Below are 17,735 nucleotides of genomic sequence, written 5' to 3'. Positions count from 1 at the left end.
GCATGCATAAGATGGGTATCCGGTCGATCGCGTTGATTCTGATTGTGTTATTAGCGGCTACTGCCTGTAGTAAAAAGAAGCGACCAACCAGTCTTAAACCTGGTAAAACAAGCTCTAAAACGGGTTTGGCTTACAATGGCAAAGATGGGTTTGAGGTCAAACAGTACAAAGCATTGCCAGCAGGCCCCGACCTTGTTTATATAGAAGGTGGCCGGTTTACAATGGGTTCGTTGGAGGAAGAGGTGATGAGCAGACGGGATAATCCAAAACGTACTGTCAGTATCCAATCCTTTTATATGGACCAGACAGAGGTGGCAAATGTCCATTATCTTGAATATCTAAACGCAGTTCAAAGAGATTCATCTGAAGAATTTTACAGTAAAGCATTACCCGATACCAATGTTTGGTACAATGAATTATCATTTAACGATTCATATGTAACCATGTATTTGCGTCACCCGGGTTTCCGTTTGTATCCGGTTGTGGGAGTTTCATGGGTTCAGGCAAATGATTATTGCGCATGGAGAACCGCAGCAGTGAGTCTGGCTAACAATACAGCCGGACAAGCAGCATCGGGACCTAAGAAGAAAAAAGGTTTCTCTTTTGGCAAGAAGAAAAAAGATGCGGCGGCGGCAGATGCAGCAGTTGCTTCTACGGATGCACCGGCACCACAGCTTAGAATCGAAAGTGGTTACGTAATGCCTCCTTACCGTCTTCCAACAGAAGCTGAATTTGAATACGCAGCGATGGCAATGATCGGAACACAGTATTCTGATGAAAACCAGTCTAACCAAAGAATTTATCCATGGGATGGTTCCACAATGCGTCAGCCACGTGGCCGTAAGCAGGGAACAATGCTTGCAAACTTCAAACGTGGTCCTGGTGATTACGCGGGTATTGCAGGAAAATCCAACGACGGAGCGATCATTACACAAGAAATTCGTTCATATCCTGCTAATGACGTAGGATTGTACGATATGGCTGGAAACGTTAGCGAATGGGTTTATGACGTTTATCGCCCACTTTCAAACAGCGATGTAAATGACCTGAACTCTTTCCGTCGTGACGGATATCAGGATGAAGCAAAAAATTACGATAGCAAAAACAGCAACTCACTTGTAAGCGATAATTTGAGAGTTTACAAAGGCGGTTCATGGTCAGACGTTGCATACTGGCTTTCCCCAGGAACGCGCCGCTACATGGATCAGGATTCAGCGACTGCAATGGTTGGTTTCCGTTGCGCAATGATTGCTACCGGAAGTCACAAAGAATAGGAATAAGATTTTAAGTTTTTATGAAGGCGTTGCTCATGAGCAACGCCTTTTTTAATGCTCGGCTAATGCGATGGTTAGGATTGTAAAGGATTCGCAGCCAGCTAATTTTAATGTTTGAACGCATTCTTCCAGAGTCGCGCCGGTGGTCAATACGTCGTCGATAATGATCACACTTTTGTGCTTCATGTGCTCTTTTACTGCAAAAACGCCTTTTACATTCTCCCTGCGTTCTGTTTTACTTTTTCCGGTTTGCGTCGCCGTGTGTTTGGTTCTTTCCAAAACCGTTGCCGACCATGGAATCCCGGTTGCATTTGAAAAGCCTTCTGCCAGCAGATCACTTTGGTTGTAGCTTCTTAATTTCTTTTTCCTGGCATGTAAAGGGACACTAATGATCAATCCGGCATCCGGCAGCATTCCTACAGAAAGCATTTCCTGGCCAAACATAAAACCCAACAGCAATCCGACATCCTTATTTCCTTTGTATTTCAATGCATGCAATAGCCGCTGCACTTTTCCTTTTTTAGTAAAAAGCAGAAAAGAATGCGTCAATGTCACTTCGGGTACATTCACGAATTTATAGCGAATGACATTCTGGTGCAGGCCGTTCAAATGGATTCTTGGTAAGGAAATCATGCAGGACGTGCATATTGTGGCTTCGTTTCCAACTAATGAACAATCGCAGGCTTCACAGCACCTTGGGAAAATCAGGTCACTGAAATCACTTAAAATTTTTTTCAGATTCATTTTTAAGGGTTTTGAATAACTTTGCATCACATCAAAATTTACCCCGAATGACCACGCTGATCGTAAATGCACAAGTAGTAAATGAGAATGAGATCAATGAATTAGACGTAATAATTGAAAATGGTCACATTCATCGCATTGGAAAAGATTTACAGCACATTGCAGCGGACCGGGTTATTGATGCAAAAGGTCAATATTTAATGCCTGGCGTCATCGACGATCAGGTGCATTTCCGCGAGCCGGGACTGACTTACAAGGCCAACATTTACACAGAATCAAAAGCAGCGGTTGTAGGCGGCGTAACGTCGTTCATGGAAATGCCGAACACGGTTCCTAACACGCTTACGCAGGAGTTACTGGCAGATAAATACAAGATTGGGGCAGACACTTCGCTTGCTAACTATTCCTTCTTCATGGGCGCTTCCAATGATAATTATGAGGAAGTGATGAAGACGAATCCGGCGGAAGTTTGTGGGATCAAGATTTTCATGGGTTCGTCAACGGGCAATATGCTCGTGGATGCACCGGAGGTTTTGGAAAAAATATTTTCAAACGCGCCCTGCATTATCGCCACGCATTGCGAAGACGAGCCGACTGTTCGTCAGCGGATGGAGCATTTCAAAGAAAAATACGGTGAGAATGTCCCTTACAACATTCATGCGCTAATCAGGAACGAAGAAGCTTGTTTGAAATCATCCACCTTCGCGAGTGGACTTGCGCATAAACACGGCACAAAACTCCATATTCTACACATTTCGACGGGCGATGAAGTTGTGCTTTTTGAGCCTGGAATCAGAAAAAACGGACAGATTTTGCTCAGCGACGGGACGCCAAAATTAGTAACGGCCGAAGCGTGCGTACATCATTTGTGGTTTGATGCAGAGGATTATCACACATTAGGGAATAAAATCAAATGCAACCCTGCCATCAAAGCGCCGCATCATAAGGAAGCCATTTTGCAAGCCGTTTTGGACAATCGCATTGATGTGATCGCAACAGACCACGCACCGCATACGATCGAGGAAAAGGCGCAGGGTTACTGGCAGGCGCCTTCGGGATTGCCATTGGTGCAGCATACGTTGAATGTGATGTTGGAATTAAATAGGGAGGGGAAAATTTCAGTTGAAAGGATTGTCGAGAAAATGAGCCACGCCGTCGCCGACTTATTTCAGATCAGCAACCGGGGTTATATTCGGGAAGGTTATTGGGCAGATTTGATCCTCGTGGACCCGAATGCGCAAACCAAAGTGGAAGCGGCCAATATTTATTCCAAATGCGGCTGGTCGCCGTTTGAGGGAGTTCATTTTCAATCCAGCGTGACCCACACGTTTGTGTCAGGGAACCTGGTTTATGAAAATGGGAAATTTAATGAAAATCAGAAGGGGCAAAGGTTACTTTTTAGCCGCTAAATAACCATAGTAATTTTCGATCACATTAAGGTCGGCTTCGGTCCAATCCAGCGTTGGTAATTGGCCGGGCGTAAGCCATAGGATTTGTTCGTGCTCAGACAATGTAATGTTGAGCGTTTTGAGCGTACAAACAAAAGGAACGAGAATGATTTCGCGCCAGCCCTGGTCTTTTGAAGTTTCAGGAAGTCTGCTTAAAATTTCTATTTCAACGTCGAGCTCTTCCTTGATCTCGCGGGCGAGCGCTTCTTCGTCTGTTTCTCCTTTTTCCAGCTTGCCGCCGGGAAACTCCCATTGCAAAGGGAATGATAATGCAGCGCTACGTTGTCCAGCCAGTACTTTTCCATTATGTTCAATCACAGCACAGGGCACTCTCACAACCAATTTTTCGGAAACCAGTACTTCAATCATAGAGGCGGTTAGTAATTTACCGCAAAAATACTAATTTCAATGTTAATTCGCGATTATTTCTTAAAACTTCACGGAGTAAATATTCAGAAAAGCTCGCCGGAACGGTAAGTAGGCAGAATCCCTAAGTGCTTGTAAGCCTTCTCCGTAACCTCCCGGCCGCGCGAAGTGCGTTTCATATATCCTTCCTTGATCAGGAACGGCTCATACACTTCTTCAATCGTCTCCGCTTCCTCGCCACAAGCCGTCGCAATAGTTGACAATCCGACTGGACCGCCTTTGAATTTTTGGATGATTGTAGACAGGATCCGGTTGTCCATTTCATCAAGCCCGTTCTGGTCTACATCCAATGCCAGTAAGGCAATTTCAGCGATTTCAACAGTCACTTTTCCATTTCCTTTCACCTGTGCAAAGTCACGCGTGCGGCGCAGAAGATTATTGGCAATCCGAGGTGTCCCACGACTCCTACGAGCGATTTCGAAAGCAGCGTCTTCTTCCAGCGGTGTGCCGAGAATGGCTGCGGAGCGTTTCAGAATGGTGGATAGCAATTGTGCATCGTAGTATTCCAGGCGTGCATTAATGCCAAATCTTGCGCGTAAAGGCGAGGTAAGCATGCCCGCACGCGTTGTAGCGCCGATTAATGTAAAGGGATTTAATCCAATCTGAATGCTGCGTGCATTAGGCCCGCTATCCAGCATGATGTCAATCTTATAATCCTCCATCGCCGAATACAGGTATTCTTCAACAATGGGATTCAACCGGTGGATTTCATCAATAAATAAAACATCGTGCTCCTGCAAGTTGGTTAGCAAGCCCGCAAGGTCGCTGGGTTTGTCCAGAACAGGACCGGAAGTGATCTTAATTCCAGCGCCAAGCTCATTGGCGACAATGTTGGATAATGTTGTTTTCCCCAATCCCGGAGGACCGTGCAACAACACATGATCCAACGCATCACCACGCTGCCGCGCTGCCTGAACGAAGATTTTAAGGTTTTCAAGAATTTTGTCCTGACCCGTGAAGTCGTCAAAAGTAAGCGGGCGCAATGCCCGCTCAATTTCTTTTTCAGTATTGGAAAGATTTTCTTTATCTCCGGACAAATAATCCTGACGCATAATAATCGGCTAAATAAACTTAACCAAAAATACTCGTTTTAATCTGCAAAAAGAAGCTTACCGGATGATCATTACCGATCCGCGCTTCACGTTCGGGGCACGTTCGGGATAGTAAAGGGCCTCGTAAGAGATTACGTAAGGGTAGGCTCCGGGCTGCACTTTTAAGCCCTTATAGGTTCCGTCCCAGCGGTCTTCAATGTTCGTAGAAGCATAAATTACTTCGCCCCAGCGGTTATAGATCCGGATCGAAAAATTGGTATAATATGCTCCGAAAATTTCTAAAATCTCGTTATGCCCTTCTCCATCCGGAGTGAATGCATCCGGAATAAAGAACCTCGGCTCGCACCGGTCGACCACTTCCGTTGACTGTTCCGTCACGCAGCCCTCTTTGTTCACCGCAATCACCTTGTAAGTTCCCTCCGCGCCGACTGTTACTGTTCGGGTAGTGTCCCCGGAATGCGGCCATTCGTACGACATGACGCCCTGTCCGTTCGCATCCAGGATGACAGACTGCCCATCCGGAATACAAATCGCATATTCAGGCGCAAGGTTTAAAATTGGCGAAGGACGCTCGCCCACTTGAATCGTATCTGAGTTATAGCAATCGTTGCGGTCTTTTACAATCACAAAATAAGAACCTGGCTGAGCCACTGTAACGTCCCTGGTGTCTTCGCCGGTGCTCCAGTTGAACTCGATCCATCTTTCGCTTGGCACTGTAAGGACGATTGAACTATCGCGGCACAATGTGGTGTCCGGGCCAATACTAACTGCCGGCGGGCGGCGCAATGTGATTTCAATGGTGTCGGCAGAAAAACACTCGCCTTGCGGGCCGTTAAATGCAACAGCAATGTAACGGCCTGTGGCAACAGCATTATATGTTTTGCCACGTCCGACGACCCTTCCGCGGTTGATCCAGGCATAAACCTCAGCCTGAACGCCCATATCCAAAGGAACAAACGCACCGCAAGTGTCCTTATCAGCACCCAAATTGATTGCAGGGGGCGTTTCGTAAATGGTCACTTCCTGAACAACTGTTGTGTCCTTACATTTATTGGTTGCACGCATACGCACCATATATGTGCCTGGCTGTGTGTAGGTGTAAGTTGCTTTTTGTTCTTTGGATGGCGCTGTGAAGCTTCCGTCACCTAAGAAATCCCACTGATATGTGTCCTCAATCGGGTCGCAGATCGGGCTGGCTTCGAAGGTTGTAGGTTCATTGGTACAAAAACCATTTGCCTCAAAACCCGGGCCGGATGATTCCTGCGTGAAATCCTGAACCATATTAGGCAATCCCAGCTGACTTTTCTTGCCGCCCAAGCTCACGCCATCACGCTCATATTCAACGCCAGTTAGTGAATTCCCTTCCGGTTCGCCGATGACTGCCAGATAATCACTGCCTTCAATGGCCATATAAATCTTCCCATCAGGAGCGAACTGCAATGCGCCGAATTTCCGGTTTGCGGAGCTGTCAATGGTTATGGCCGTTTCTTCCAGCAAGCTGTCGGGCAATGTGAGGTCATATTGTTTCAAATAAGAGCTTGTACCGTTCTCCCCCGAAAATGAAATGTACATTTTTTCTCCGCTGGGCGAAAATTCGATCCCGTACGCCTTGGGAGGCGCGGGACCGAGATCGACCGTTTTATCATAGGTTAATGTGCCTGTTGAATCATTGAAACTAAATAATTCAACATAATTTTTTGGAGGCCCGGGAATGATAACGGCGAGCCTGCGCTGTCCTGTTGCACTGTCGGGCGACGAAAATTTCATATAACCTTCCGCTTTTCCTAAGCTATCATGCGCCATTCCCAGCTCAGGAGCGCTGGATTCGACCAACCCGCCCGTTGTGGCGTGGAAAATGCGGAATTTATTTGTTCCGTAATCGTGAGAAATAACCCAGTAAGTGCTGTCACGGTCATTACGTGCAGACACTATACGTTCGGTCGTTGGTTGTTGTAATGTTGTGTTGGTTTCAATGATCGCACCCAGACCATTGTTGCGCCGCATATCCACAACGCTCACTGTTAACAGCTTTTCACCATTAATATCCGACGTTGTAAATATGTTAAATAAATATTCGCAACCCTTACAAGTAGGCTGGGGGACAATGAGGACGGATTGGGTGGAATTCGGACTTCCTTTTAACGGCGGACAATTGGGCTGCTCGAAACAGGGCATGACGTCGCCATTCTTGTTCCAGACCGTTATACCATCGGAATAAAAGAGCAACTGGCCTTTGGAATTGGCAATGGACGAGGTTCCTTCGGGCGTATTTAGTTTGCCATCGGTAATGGGCGTGGGCGGATTATTGGAAAAATCAAGACCCGCATTTCCTCCAAAAAACCATTTTGCCCCTTCCTGATTGGAAGGCTCCATACAAATTTTCACATTAACCCGGTCCTGGATTTTACAGCCATTGGGTAAAATCACTTCTACCGAATAACACCCTGAACTATCAACATTCAATGTCTGAGTCGTGTCGCCTTTGGGATACCAAACATATCTTGCCCCAGCCGGCGCACCTTGGGGGTAAGGATCCAGGATTAATGTATCGCCCGGACAAATTGTCGTATCGGTTTTCCATTCCTGAAATGCAGGTGGTAACTCGCCGATTTGAACAACTTTGGAAATCGTTTGCTGAGCGCCGCCTCTGATCGTACGCGTAAGTGTGACATTATACTGCCCGGGAGCGAGGTAGGAATGCTGCGCAATCCTGCGGTTGTCCGTCGCGCCGCCTTCTCCAAAACTCCATTGCCACGCAATAGCCGTACTTAGCGTATCTCTGAATGTCGTCGAGTCGGCTTCGCAATCCGGATTTTGCATACACTGCCCTTCGACTATAAAGTCCTGAGCACGCGCACACACTGTGGCCAGCAGTATCAGAAAAAATGTTGAATAAAATATTTGTTGATACTTATTATAAAATCGCCCCATGTTTCGTTACTTGTTCAAACACCCCCACGCACCACATTTAATATTCAGGTTACCCGACAATACTAACGAAAATAAAATGTTAAAATTTTGTGCGGTAATGTCGTAAAAACCACTCTAATTTGAATATTAATACGCAATTTGATGATATTTTGTGAATTTAATTTTGTATTTTTTTTGAGCCCGTTTTCCCTCCGCACGTTCTTGTGCGGCAATAAGAAATATTTATGACAAAGCGTTTACTTCTCCTTTTTGTACTGACACTGCTTTGCCTGAAAGGTTGGAGCCAGGACCCACAGTTTTCGCAATTTTATGCAAATCCCCTGTATCTGAATCCGGCTTTGGCGGGAGGTGCGCTTGCACCGCGTGCAACCATTAATTATAGAAACCAATGGCCATCGCTATCAGCCAATTTTGTTACAACTTCGATAGGTGCAGACGTTTTTTTGCCTAATTATAACAGCGGGCTCGGCGTACTGGTGACCATGGACAGCCAGGGCCTCGGTAACCTGAAATCAACTGATATAGCGCTTCAATATTCTTATCAGATCCGTTTAAATGAAGTTACATCGCTTCGTTTGGGGATCCAGGGCGGGTTTGCTTCAAGGAAACTGGATTATTTCGGACTTACATTCGGGGATCAATATAACAATGGCGGGCTTACGGGTGTTCCTTCGGAAGACCCATTTGCACAAGGCGGGCCGAATGTCAATTATGCTGATTTTGGCTCAGGCTTGATGTTGTATTCAGATTGGTATTGGGCTGGACTTTCTGCGCATCACCTGAACCGTCCTAACCAGGCATTTTCTTCGGTTTCCGAAGCCCGGTTGCCCGTTAAGACGAGCATTCAGGCTGGGTTGAGGATTCCCTTTGCAGGTTATACATTCCTGGGCGATGAAATTGATAAAGAAAAGACGATTTCTCCTGCCATTATGTATAAAAAACAGGGAAAGTATGATCAGTTTGATGCGGGGTTGTATGCGACTATTGAACCATTGGTTTTGGGCGTTTGGTATCGCGGAATTCCTTTCAAAAAATATGAGCAGAACATTAACAACCACGAAGCGCTTATTTTCCTAGCGGGTTATCGTCAGGATAAGTTTTCTATTGGTTACAGTTACGATCTAACTATTTCAACGTTAGGAGCAAGCAGCGGCGGGGCGCATGAAATTTCGCTTTCCTATGTTTTCGATCCCATCGAATCCAAGCCGCGTCGCAGCAAGAGCAGTAAAAAGCAGCTGTCTTGTCCTAAGTTCTGATTTTTCAGAAACATTAAATCTTATTGGTCATTTAGGGTAGAGCAAAAGAACCGTAGTCTTTTTCTTTACAACAATCACCTATTTTAATATTTAAAAGTTTCATGAATCCACGCTTTAAAATCCAATCTTTACTCTTGCTATTTATGACAGTGGCATTTGCCGCCGTTGCAGCTCCCCCGAAAAGAGAATTTTACGAAATCAAAATCTATCACGTCAAAGATGCAGATCAAGCTGCAAGGGTAGAAAATTATTTGAAAGACGCCTATGTTCCTGCCATGCACCGCGCTGGCATTAAGAATGTTGGGGTTTTCAAACCTGCGGCATTTGATACAGTGAATGCAGGTAAATTAATTTACGTTTTCACGCCTTTAAAATCGCTGGAACAATTGCTGGACATGTCAAAAACATTGGCAAAAGATGCAGCATATGCTTCTGCCGGAAAAGATTACATTGACGCTGAGTATAAAAATCCGCCTTACACCCGCTTTGAATCCATCGTTTTGCATGCGTTCACAGGCATGCCGATGCACAAAAAGCCAGGCTTAACAGGTCCAAAAGCGGATCGCGTTTACGAGCTGCGCAGCTATGAAGGTCACACGGAGAAAATTTATCAGAATAAAGTAAAGATGTTCAATGATGGCGGCGAAGTTCCTCTTTTTGAGAGATTGGGCTTTAATGCAGTCTTTTATGCAGAAGTTGTTGCAGGCAGCCACATGCCTAACTTAATGTATATGACCACTTTTGATAACAAAGCTTCCCGCGACGAGCATTGGAAAGCATTCAGTGCCGATGCGGAATGGAATAAACTGAAAGTGAATCCGGAATATCAAAACAATGTTTCGAAAAACACGAGCTTCTACCTGACGCCAACTGATTATTCAGATATTTAATTAAGAATTAATGAAAGCTGCCGTATTAAAGAACCTTCACGAGCCATTGGTGATCGAAGATGTTGAAAAACCACAGGCCGGTCCCGGCGAAGTGATTGTTCAGCTAAAAGCAGCTTCATTAAATCACCGCGACGTTTGGATTCAAAAAGGACTTTATCCTAAGATTACAACGCCGATCATTCCCGGTTCTGATGGAGCAGGGATTGTAAGCGAAGTAGGTGAAGGTGTTGATCCGGAATGGATCGGCAAGGAAGTGCTTATTAATCCATCGCATAATTGGGGTAATAATCCAGCTTTTTACGGAGCGGATCATAAAATATTAGGCTTGCCGGATAACGGGACTTTTGCTGAATTTGTCAAACTAGAAGCCCGTTATCTGGTCAAAAAGCCAGCTTATCTTTCTTTTGAGCAAGCCGCAACATTGCCACTCGGCGCGTTAACGGCGTGGCGTGCGCTGCACACGCGCGCAAATTTTCAGTCGGGTGATAAAGTTTTGGTTACGGGTGCAGGCGGAGGCGTTGCACTTTTTGTCATTCAGTTTGCCATTGCAGCAGGGGCGGAGGTTTGGGTTACTTCCGGTTCAGATCAAAAAATTCAAAAAGCGATTGAATTGGGTGCTAGAGGCGGGATTAATTATAAAAATCCAACCTGGTTCAGAGATCTGTTAGTCAAAGCAAGAGGTCCGAAGCTGGGCTATTTTAATGTTATTATTGACAGCGCAGGCGGTGCAGGATTTGCAAAATTAATTGACATTGCCGCTCCGGGCGCCAGAATTTGCTTCTATGGCGGCGGAACCGGCAACATTACCGACATTGTTCCTGCCAAAGTCTTCTTCAAGCAGCTCAACATTCTTGGCACAACCATTGGAACCGAATCCGAATTCAATGACATGATCCAGTTTGTCGAAGAAAAAGAAATTATGCCCATCATTGACACCGTTTTTCCATTAGACGAAGCTGAAAAAGCCTTGCGCTTAATGGATTCCGGGCAGCAGTTTGGGAAAATTGTTTTGAAAATCTAGCTCCTATTTCTGCACGGATTCGATTGCTCCGCGGACACTTCCATATTGATCTAACAATTTCTCAGCTTCTTCCGGAGTAACATTGAGCTCATCAATGATCATCTGTTGCGCACGATTCACCAATTTTTCGTTGGTAAGCTGCATATCAATCATTTTATTGCCCTTCACTTTGCCTAAACGGATCATTACAGCTGTTGAAATCATGTTCAAAACCAATTTCTGAGCCGTTCCAGATTTCATACGCGTGCTCCCTGTCAAAAATTCAGGCCCTACAACCACTTCCACCGGAAATTCCGCAGCTTTTGCAACCGGCGAGCCATTATTACAAACAACACAACCTGTTAACAAACCCGCTTTTTGCGCTTCATTCAACCCACCGATGACATAAGGCGTGCGGCCAGAGGCTGCAATGCCTATTAACGTGTCATTTTCATTTAATTCATAAGGCGCCAAATCCAGCCAAGCCTGATTCCAATCATCCTCCGCATTTTCAACGGCCTTCCTAATTGCCTTATCTCCGCCGGCGATGATTCCAACCACCAAATCAAATGGAACGCCGAATGTTGGTGGACATTCCGAAGCATCCACAACGCCTAATCTTCCGCTCGTTCCCGCGCCAATATAAAATAACCGTCCACCTTTTTGCATGCGTGGAACGATCTGCGAAACAAGTGCTTCGATTTGCGGGATAGCTTTTTCAACAGCATTTGGAACCGTTTTATCTTCTTTATTAATAGAAAACAAAATATCCTGAACACTCATTTTTTCAAGATCCTGGTAATTTGAAGATGACTCAGTGGTTAGCATAGCAATGGATTTTAGAAAGGTCAAAATTAAATATTTTCCTGAAACCATTCTTTACCAAACATTAATTTGGTATTTATCCCAGAATAAGGTCAAAAAATCGGGCGAATGTTTGGAAAATAAAAAGATACCCTCCTAATTTGTAACACAAACACAAAATCAGCGAAATTTCGCTAGACTTAAATCTTACGCTAATGAAATTCATTTTGATCGTCCCAATCCTAATTCTAGTCACGCGTTAGCGTGAGTGAGGACGATCGCATATAACTTGGCACCTCACTCACCGCACTGAATGAGGTGTTTTTTATTTACAACATATTCACCATGTCGACAGAACTTAACAGATTTTCGAAAACCCTTACCCAAGAAGTAACCAATCCGGCAGCGCAAGCAATGCTTTACGGCATTGGGTTGAAAGAAGAAGATTTTGCAAAACCACAAATCGGGATTGCGAGCACAGGTTATGAAGGAAATCCTTGTAATATGCACTTAAACGGACTTTCTGTTTATGTGAAACAAGGGGTGACTGCCAATGAAATGGTGGGTTTGATTTTCAATACAATCGGCGTTTCCGACGGGATGACCAACGGAAATGATGGAATGCGTTATTCTCTACCAAGCCGTGACATTATCGCGGATTCGATCGAAACAGTGGTTTCTGCACAATGGTATGACGGCGTAATTGCGGTTGTGGGTTGTGATAAAAATATGCCAGGCGCAGTGATGGCGATGGCGCGTATCGATCGCCCTGCGATTATGGTTTATGGGGGAACAATTCGCTCGGGACATTATAAAGGACAAAAACTGGATATCGTTTCTGCATTTGAGGCGCTTGGAAAGAAGTTTGCCAACAACATTTCAGACGAAGATTTCAAAGGCGTTATTCAAAACTCAATTCCTGGTCAGGGCGCTTGCGGTGGCATGTACACGGCGAACACAATGGCGGCTTCGATCGAAGCGATGGGAATGAGCTTGCCATTCAGCAGTTCTTACCCGGCTACGCACGAAGGCAAGCAGGAAGAATGCAAGAAAATCGGCGCTGCAATGAAAAAGCTTTTGGAACTTAATATTACTCCAAAGCAGATCATCACGAAAAAGTCGCTTGAAAACGCATTAACCGTGGTTATGGCGCTTGGTGGTTCTACAAATGCAGCATTGCACTTCTTAGCGATCGCACGTTCAGCGGGTCTTTGGCTAACATTAGATGACATTCAGGCTATTTCAGATCGCACACCATTTATCGCGGATTTGAAACCAAGTGGAAAATATTATATGGAGGATATTTTGGAAATAGGCGGTGTTCCTGCAATTACTAAATATTTGTATTCCAAAGGTTTGATCCACGGCGATTGCATTACAGTAACGGGTAAAACAGTTGCTGAAAACCTTGCGGAAGCGCCAGACCTTAATTTTGATACACAAAAGATGGTGTTCCCATTGGAGCAAGCCATCAAGTCAAGCGGTCACATTCAAATTATGTATGGTAACCTGACGCCAACGGGTGCAGTTGCAAAAATTACAGGAAAAGAAGGGATGACTTTCGACGGCGAAGCAAAAGTTTGCGAGCACGAATCGGAGATCATTACGATGCTTTCCAAAGGTGAAATCAAAGAAGGACACGTGGTTGTAATCCGTAATGCAGGACCGAAAGGTGGCCCAGGCATGTCGGAAATGTTGAAACCAACTTCCGCAGTAATGGGAGCAGGACTTGGAGACAAGATCGCATTGATCACAGACGGTCGTTTCTCCGGCGGAACACACGGATTCGTTGTGGGCCACATTACACCGGAAGCATTCGACGGCGGACCAATCGCATTAGTAAAAGACGGCGACCGCATCTCCATTGACGCCAACACACGCCAGCTAACATTGCACATTTCCGACGAAGAAATGGCAGCACGCAAAGCACAATGGGTTCAACCCGCACCCCTTTTCACAAAAGGAATGCTAGGAAGATACATCAGAACCGTAAAATCCGCCAGCGAAGGCTGCGTGACGGACGAAGCGTAAACGAACAAGCTTATGAAAAGCGAATTTAAATTAGACAGGACAGCATTTCACGCAGGCTCTCATCAGGAAACCGAAAAGTATTATGCTAAAAATCAGCCAAAGACACCAAATGAAAGGTTGTCAGCAGCGAATTACCTGAATAGTGTCGCTTTTCAATTTGACATAACTAATCCGCCGAAAATGGACAGAACGGCCTTTTCAATGCGGAAACACACATTATAATGGCAAATATCTTTAATGATGACTTTCAGGATTTTTTGAAATCATTAAATGAAAGTCAGGTTGAATACTCGGCCGAGAGATATAAATGACATTGAAAATCTTGAAAATTCATCCGACTAAATAAATAGAGGAGTCATGGGATTTAATGAAAATCAAACACAAACAATGCAAGCGGTTGAGCCGGTGGCTTCGATTGCTAAGCCGGAGTTGATCAATGGTTCACATGCGGTGATCCAGTCGCTGATCGCGGAAGGGGTTGAGACCATTTTCGGTTATCCGGGTGGGGCGATCATGCCGGTTTATGACGCGATTTACGATTATCAGGATCAGGTTAACCATATTCTGGTGCGTCACGAGCAAGGTGCGGCACATGCGGCGGAAGGTTTTGCACGCATTACGGGTGAAGTGGGCGTTTGTCTGGTAACATCAGGCCCAGGAGCAACAAACCTTGTAACTGGGATTGCTGATGCGATAATTGACTCAACACCAATGGTTTGCATTGTTGGACAAGTGGCGTCTCATTTGTTGGGAACGGATGCATTCCAGGAAACGGATGTGATGGGCGTTACCATTCCGATCACGAAATGGAATTACCAGATTACCAATGCGGATGAAGTGCCGGAAATAATTGCCAAAGCATTTTATATAGCAAAATCCGGTCGCCCAGGACCTGTCCTGATCGACATTACCAAGGATGCACAGCAAAAATTGATGACACGGCCATTTGTTCATAAAAAATGTGAAAAATTGGTTAGCTATCACCCACGCTTATCTCCAAAAGAAGAGCAAGTTGCTGCGGCTGCCAAATTAATAAATAATGCAAAACGTCCGTTCCTGTTCTTCGGGCATGGGGTGCAGATTGCAAATGCAGAAGCGGAATTGATCCAATTCCTTGAAAAAACAGATATTCCTGCGGCTTCTACATTGCTTGGACTTTCTTCGGTTTCTTGTGACCATCCGAATTATGTAGGCTGGCTTGGAATGCATGGAAATTACGGGACTAATGTTTTGACCAATCAATGCGATGTCATTATTGCAGTCGGAATGCGTTTTGATGACCGTGTTACGGGAGATTTGAGCCGCTATGCAAAGCAGGCGAAGGTCGTTCACATTGAGATTGACCCAGCGGAAATTGATAAAATTGTCAAAGCAGATGCGCCTGTTGTGGGTGACGCCAAAAGAGCGCTTGAAATGTTGCTTCCATTGGTGAAGGAAAGCAAACACGAAGCATGGCGGGAGGAATTTAAAAGATACGATGCGATTGAGGATCAGAAAATTACGCAGCCCGAACTTGCTCCGACGACGGAAAAGATCAAAATGGCTGAGGTGATCCGGACGCTTTCTAATAAAACAAAAGGTGAGGCGGTGATCGTAGCGGATGTAGGTCAGCATCAAATGATGACTGCGCGTTACTATCAGTTCAAAAAACCGAATTCCTTCATCACTTCCGGCGGATTGGGAACAATGGGTTTTGCACTGCCCGCTTCTTTTGGGGCGAAAGTAGGAGCGCCTGATCGTGAGGTTGTTGCGATCATTGGCGACGGTTGTTTCCAAATGACTATCCAGGAATTGGGAACCATCGCCCAAAGCGGTTTGCCGGTTAAGATCATCATTTTGAATAACAACTTCCTGGGAATGGTGCGCCAGTGGCAACAGCTTTTCCACCAGAAACGCTATTCATTTGTTGAGCTGCAAAATCCGGATTTTATCACCATAGCAAAAGGTTTTGGCATCGACGGACACACTTGCGGCGCGAGGGAAAACTTGAATGATTCGCTGGACAAAATGCTGGCTTCCGATAAACCTTATTTGTTGGAAGTGTTGGTTGAAAAAGAAGAAAATGTGTTCCCAATGGTTCCAACTGGAGCTTGCGTGGCAGATATCAGATTGGAATAATATAGACATTAATTGATCATGACAACATACACCATTTGTGTTTTTACAGAAAATACGATTGGTATTCTGAACAAGATTACCACCATTCTGACACGCAGACGCATTAATATTGATAGTCTTACAGTTTCCGAAACGGAGCGTAAGGGTATTTCAAGGTTTACCATCGTCATTCGCCATGAGTCGCGGGATGCAGTTGAAAAACTCGTTCGCCAGATCCGTAAAGTGATTGAAGTGCTGGCTGTTTTTGGGTATCTCAATGATGATATCGCTTACAATGAGATCGCATTGTTTAAAATCTCAACACCAATCGGTGCAAAACCACTTGACATTGAGACCATTAACAAGACTTATAAAGCTTGGGTCGTTTATTGGCACTTGACTTATGTGATCATTCAGAAGACGGGCACGGAAGAAGAAATTTTTGAATTCTTTGACTATATCAAACCCCACGAGATCCTGGAATTTGTAAGATCAGGCCGTGTTGCGGTGAGTAAATCACCTCAGACGCTGGTGGATTATCTTCCTGAGGCGGAGTGGGAGTATTATCAGTAGGCGGACAACTTTACCTAATATTGTTTTTAAATCGAGTAATCAATAATCCAATCAATAATCAATGGCAAAATTAAATTTCGGCGGGGTCGAAGAAGAAGTAGTAACCCGTGAAGAATTTCCTCTTGAAAAGGCACGTGAAGTACTTTCTAATGAAACCATAGCTGTAATTGGTTACGGCGTACAAGGCCCAGGCCAAAGCTTGAACATGCGTGACAACGGATTCAATGTGATCGTTGGCCAACGCAAAGGAGGTAAATCGTGGGACAAAGCCGTTGCTGACGGATGGGTTCCTGGCGAAACACTTTTCGAATTGGAAGAAGCATTGGCAAAAGGAACAATCATTTGTTACCTGCTTTCCGACGCCGCTCAAATTGAATTATGGCCGACCGTTAAGGCAAACCTTACTGCTGGAAAATCATTGTATTTCTCACACGGTTTCGGTGTAACATACAAAGATCAAACTGGAATTATCCCTCCTGCTGACGTAGACGTATATTTGGTTGCTCCAAAAGGATCAGGAACCTCACTTCGCCGCTTGTTCGTAGAAGGAAAAGGCTTGAACTCTTCTTTTGCAATATTCCAGGATGCAACGGGCAAAGCACGTGAGAAATGTATCGCAATGGGAATCGGTGTTGGCTCAGGATATTTGTTCGAAACTGATTTTTACCGTGAAGTTACGTCGGACCTTACAGGCGAGCGCGGAACATTGATGGGTGCTATCCAGGGAATTTTCGCAGCACAATACGAAGTGCTTCGCTCAAATGGACACTCGCCATCAGAAGCATTCAATGAAACAGTTGAAGAATTGACGCAATCATTGATGCCGCTTGTTGCTGAAAACGGCATGGACTGGATGTATGCAAACTGCTCTACAACAGCACAACGCGGTGCATTGGACTGGTGGAAACCTTTCCGTGACGCTACTAAGCCTGTTTTCGAGCAACTTTACAACTCTGTAAAAAGCGGCGAACAAGCTAAAATTTCCATCACTCGTAACTCACAATCGGATTACCGCGTGAAATTGGAAGAAGAACTTGCCGAGCTCCGCGAATCAGAAATGTGGCAATCTGGCAAAACTGTCCGCAGCCTGCGCCCAGAGAATAATTAATTAGATTTTTTTTCTTTGCCGTTGGCTTAAGCCAACGGCAATTGAGAATTGAGAAAGAAATTTGAAGCTTTGCAGCATGCAAGGCTTTTTTTATTAACAGT

General features: G+C 45.0%; 14 protein-coding genes. 9 read left to right on the top strand and 5 right to left on the bottom strand.

What is annotated here, in order from left to right:
- Positions 1-2 precede the first annotated feature (2 nt).
- The gene (locus tag L0659_RS20625) at positions 3-1,274 is read left to right on the top strand and encodes an SUMF1/EgtB/PvdO family nonheme iron enzyme (protein ID WP_235128467.1); all 1,272 of its coding nucleotides are present in this window, start codon (positions 3-5) and stop codon (positions 1,272-1,274) included.
- A 51-nt stretch (positions 1,275-1,325) separates the two neighbouring features.
- Here the strand turns inward: L0659_RS20625 and L0659_RS20620 are convergent, their stop codons facing one another.
- The gene (locus tag L0659_RS20620; protein WP_235128466.1) at positions 1,326-2,018 is read right to left on the bottom strand and encodes a ComF family protein; all 693 of its coding nucleotides are present in this window, start codon (positions 2,016-2,018) and stop codon (positions 1,326-1,328) included.
- 47 nt (positions 2,019-2,065) lie between these two features.
- Between L0659_RS20620 and L0659_RS20615 the strand changes: the two genes are divergently transcribed.
- Entirely contained in the window at positions 2,066-3,427 is a 1,362-nt protein-coding gene (locus tag L0659_RS20615; protein ID WP_235128465.1) for a dihydroorotase, read from the top strand.
- Here L0659_RS20615 and L0659_RS20610 read toward each other — a convergent pair.
- From L0659_RS20610 to L0659_RS20600, 3 genes are all read right to left on the bottom strand, one after another.
- Positions 3,410-3,835, bottom strand: coding sequence for a (deoxy)nucleoside triphosphate pyrophosphohydrolase (locus L0659_RS20610; protein WP_235128464.1), 426 nt, complete (start codon positions 3,833-3,835; stop codon positions 3,410-3,412). The two genes, L0659_RS20615 and L0659_RS20610, sit on opposite strands and share 18 nt — an antisense overlap.
- Positions 3,836-3,918: 83 nt before the next feature.
- Positions 3,919-4,944 (bottom strand): Holliday junction branch migration DNA helicase RuvB, encoded by a 1,026-nt coding sequence (gene ruvB, locus L0659_RS20605; protein WP_082216826.1) that lies wholly within the window; start codon positions 4,942-4,944, stop codon positions 3,919-3,921.
- Between the two features lie 57 nt (positions 4,945-5,001).
- Positions 5,002-7,764, bottom strand: coding sequence for a PKD domain-containing protein (locus tag L0659_RS20600; protein ID WP_235128463.1), 2,763 nt, complete (start codon positions 7,762-7,764; stop codon positions 5,002-5,004).
- A gap of 335 nt (positions 7,765-8,099) precedes the next feature.
- On the opposite strand from L0659_RS20600, the gene L0659_RS20595 reads away from it, so the two are divergent.
- The 3 genes from L0659_RS20595 (at position 8,100) to L0659_RS20585 (ending at position 11,042) form a co-directional block, all read left to right on the top strand.
- Positions 8,100-9,131 carry a type IX secretion system membrane protein PorP/SprF gene (locus L0659_RS20595; RefSeq protein WP_235128462.1) on the top strand — a complete coding sequence of 344 codons (1,032 nt, stop codon included), beginning with the start codon at positions 8,100-8,102 and terminating at the stop codon, positions 9,129-9,131.
- Positions 9,132-9,274: 143 nt separating this feature from the next.
- Positions 9,275-10,021, top strand: coding sequence for an NIPSNAP family protein (locus L0659_RS20590; protein WP_235128461.1), 747 nt, complete (start codon positions 9,275-9,277; stop codon positions 10,019-10,021).
- A gap of 10 nt (positions 10,022-10,031) precedes the next feature.
- A complete protein-coding gene (locus L0659_RS20585) occupies positions 10,032-11,042 on the top strand; it encodes a zinc-binding dehydrogenase (protein ID WP_235128460.1) in 1,011 nt (336 codons plus the stop codon).
- A 3-nt stretch (positions 11,043-11,045) separates the two neighbouring features.
- Here the strand turns inward: L0659_RS20585 and murQ are convergent, their stop codons facing one another.
- On the bottom strand, positions 11,046-11,849 hold the full coding sequence (gene murQ / locus L0659_RS20580) for an N-acetylmuramic acid 6-phosphate etherase (protein ID WP_235128459.1): 804 nt from the start codon (positions 11,847-11,849) through the stop codon (positions 11,046-11,048).
- Between the two features lie 321 nt (positions 11,850-12,170).
- Here murQ and ilvD point away from each other — a divergent pair, with 321 nt between their 5' ends.
- The 4 genes from ilvD to ilvC all read left to right on the top strand — a co-directional run bounded on the left by ilvD (position 12,171) and on the right by ilvC (position 17,634).
- Positions 12,171-13,856: a dihydroxy-acid dehydratase gene (ilvD, locus tag L0659_RS20575; RefSeq protein WP_235128458.1), complete on the top strand. Its 1,686-nt coding sequence runs from the start codon at positions 12,171-12,173 to the stop codon at positions 13,854-13,856.
- A gap of 357 nt (positions 13,857-14,213) precedes the next feature.
- On the top strand, positions 14,214-15,974 hold the full coding sequence (ilvB, locus tag L0659_RS20570) for a biosynthetic-type acetolactate synthase large subunit (protein WP_235128457.1): 1,761 nt from the start codon (positions 14,214-14,216) through the stop codon (positions 15,972-15,974).
- Positions 15,975-15,992: 18 nt separating this feature from the next.
- Positions 15,993-16,526, top strand: coding sequence for an acetolactate synthase small subunit (gene ilvN / locus L0659_RS20565; protein ID WP_026631940.1), 534 nt, complete (start codon positions 15,993-15,995; stop codon positions 16,524-16,526).
- Positions 16,527-16,587: 61 nt separating this feature from the next.
- Positions 16,588-17,634: a ketol-acid reductoisomerase gene (ilvC, locus tag L0659_RS20560; RefSeq protein ID WP_082216817.1), complete on the top strand. Its 1,047-nt coding sequence runs from the start codon at positions 16,588-16,590 to the stop codon at positions 17,632-17,634.
- The last annotated feature ends 101 nt before the right edge of the window (positions 17,635-17,735 follow it).

It is taken from the genome of Dyadobacter sp. CY347, assembly GCF_021502655.1.
In the GTDB taxonomy this organism is placed as follows: domain Bacteria; phylum Bacteroidota; class Bacteroidia; order Cytophagales; family Spirosomataceae; genus Dyadobacter.
Note: the sequence above shows the minus strand (reverse complement) of the source record. Positions and strands in the feature narration are given on the sequence as shown.

Bases quoted from the DNA above. Each gene is read 5' to 3' on its own strand.
- ilvN (WP_026631940.1), top strand. From the start codon at position 15,993: ATGACAACATACACCATTTGTGTTTTTACAGAAAATACGATTGGTATT.
- L0659_RS20595 (WP_235128462.1), top strand. From the start codon at position 8,100: ATGACAAAGCGTTTACTTCTCCTTTTTGTACTGACACTGCTTTGCCTG.
- ilvD (WP_235128458.1), top strand. From the start codon at position 12,171: ATGTCGACAGAACTTAACAGATTTTCGAAAACCCTTACCCAAGAAGTA.
- L0659_RS20625 (WP_235128467.1), top strand. From the start codon at position 3: ATGCATAAGATGGGTATCCGGTCGATCGCGTTGATTCTGATTGTGTTA.
- L0659_RS20615 (WP_235128465.1), top strand. From the start codon at position 2,066: ATGACCACGCTGATCGTAAATGCACAAGTAGTAAATGAGAATGAGATC.
- L0659_RS20610 (WP_235128464.1), bottom strand. From the start codon at position 3,835: ATGATTGAAGTACTGGTTTCCGAAAAATTGGTTGTGAGAGTGCCCTGT.
- L0659_RS20600 (WP_235128463.1), bottom strand. From the start codon at position 7,764: ATGCAAAATCCGGATTGCGAAGCCGACTCGACGACATTCAGAGATACG.
- ilvB (WP_235128457.1), top strand. From the start codon at position 14,214: ATGGGATTTAATGAAAATCAAACACAAACAATGCAAGCGGTTGAGCCG.
- murQ (WP_235128459.1), bottom strand. From the start codon at position 11,849: ATGCTAACCACTGAGTCATCTTCAAATTACCAGGATCTTGAAAAAATG.
- ilvC (WP_082216817.1), top strand. From the start codon at position 16,588: ATGGCAAAATTAAATTTCGGCGGGGTCGAAGAAGAAGTAGTAACCCGT.
- L0659_RS20590 (WP_235128461.1), top strand. From the start codon at position 9,275: ATGACAGTGGCATTTGCCGCCGTTGCAGCTCCCCCGAAAAGAGAATTT.
- L0659_RS20585 (WP_235128460.1), top strand. From the start codon at position 10,032: ATGAAAGCTGCCGTATTAAAGAACCTTCACGAGCCATTGGTGATCGAA.
- ruvB (WP_082216826.1), bottom strand. From the start codon at position 4,944: ATGCGTCAGGATTATTTGTCCGGAGATAAAGAAAATCTTTCCAATACT.
- L0659_RS20620 (WP_235128466.1), bottom strand. From the start codon at position 2,018: ATGAATCTGAAAAAAATTTTAAGTGATTTCAGTGACCTGATTTTCCCA.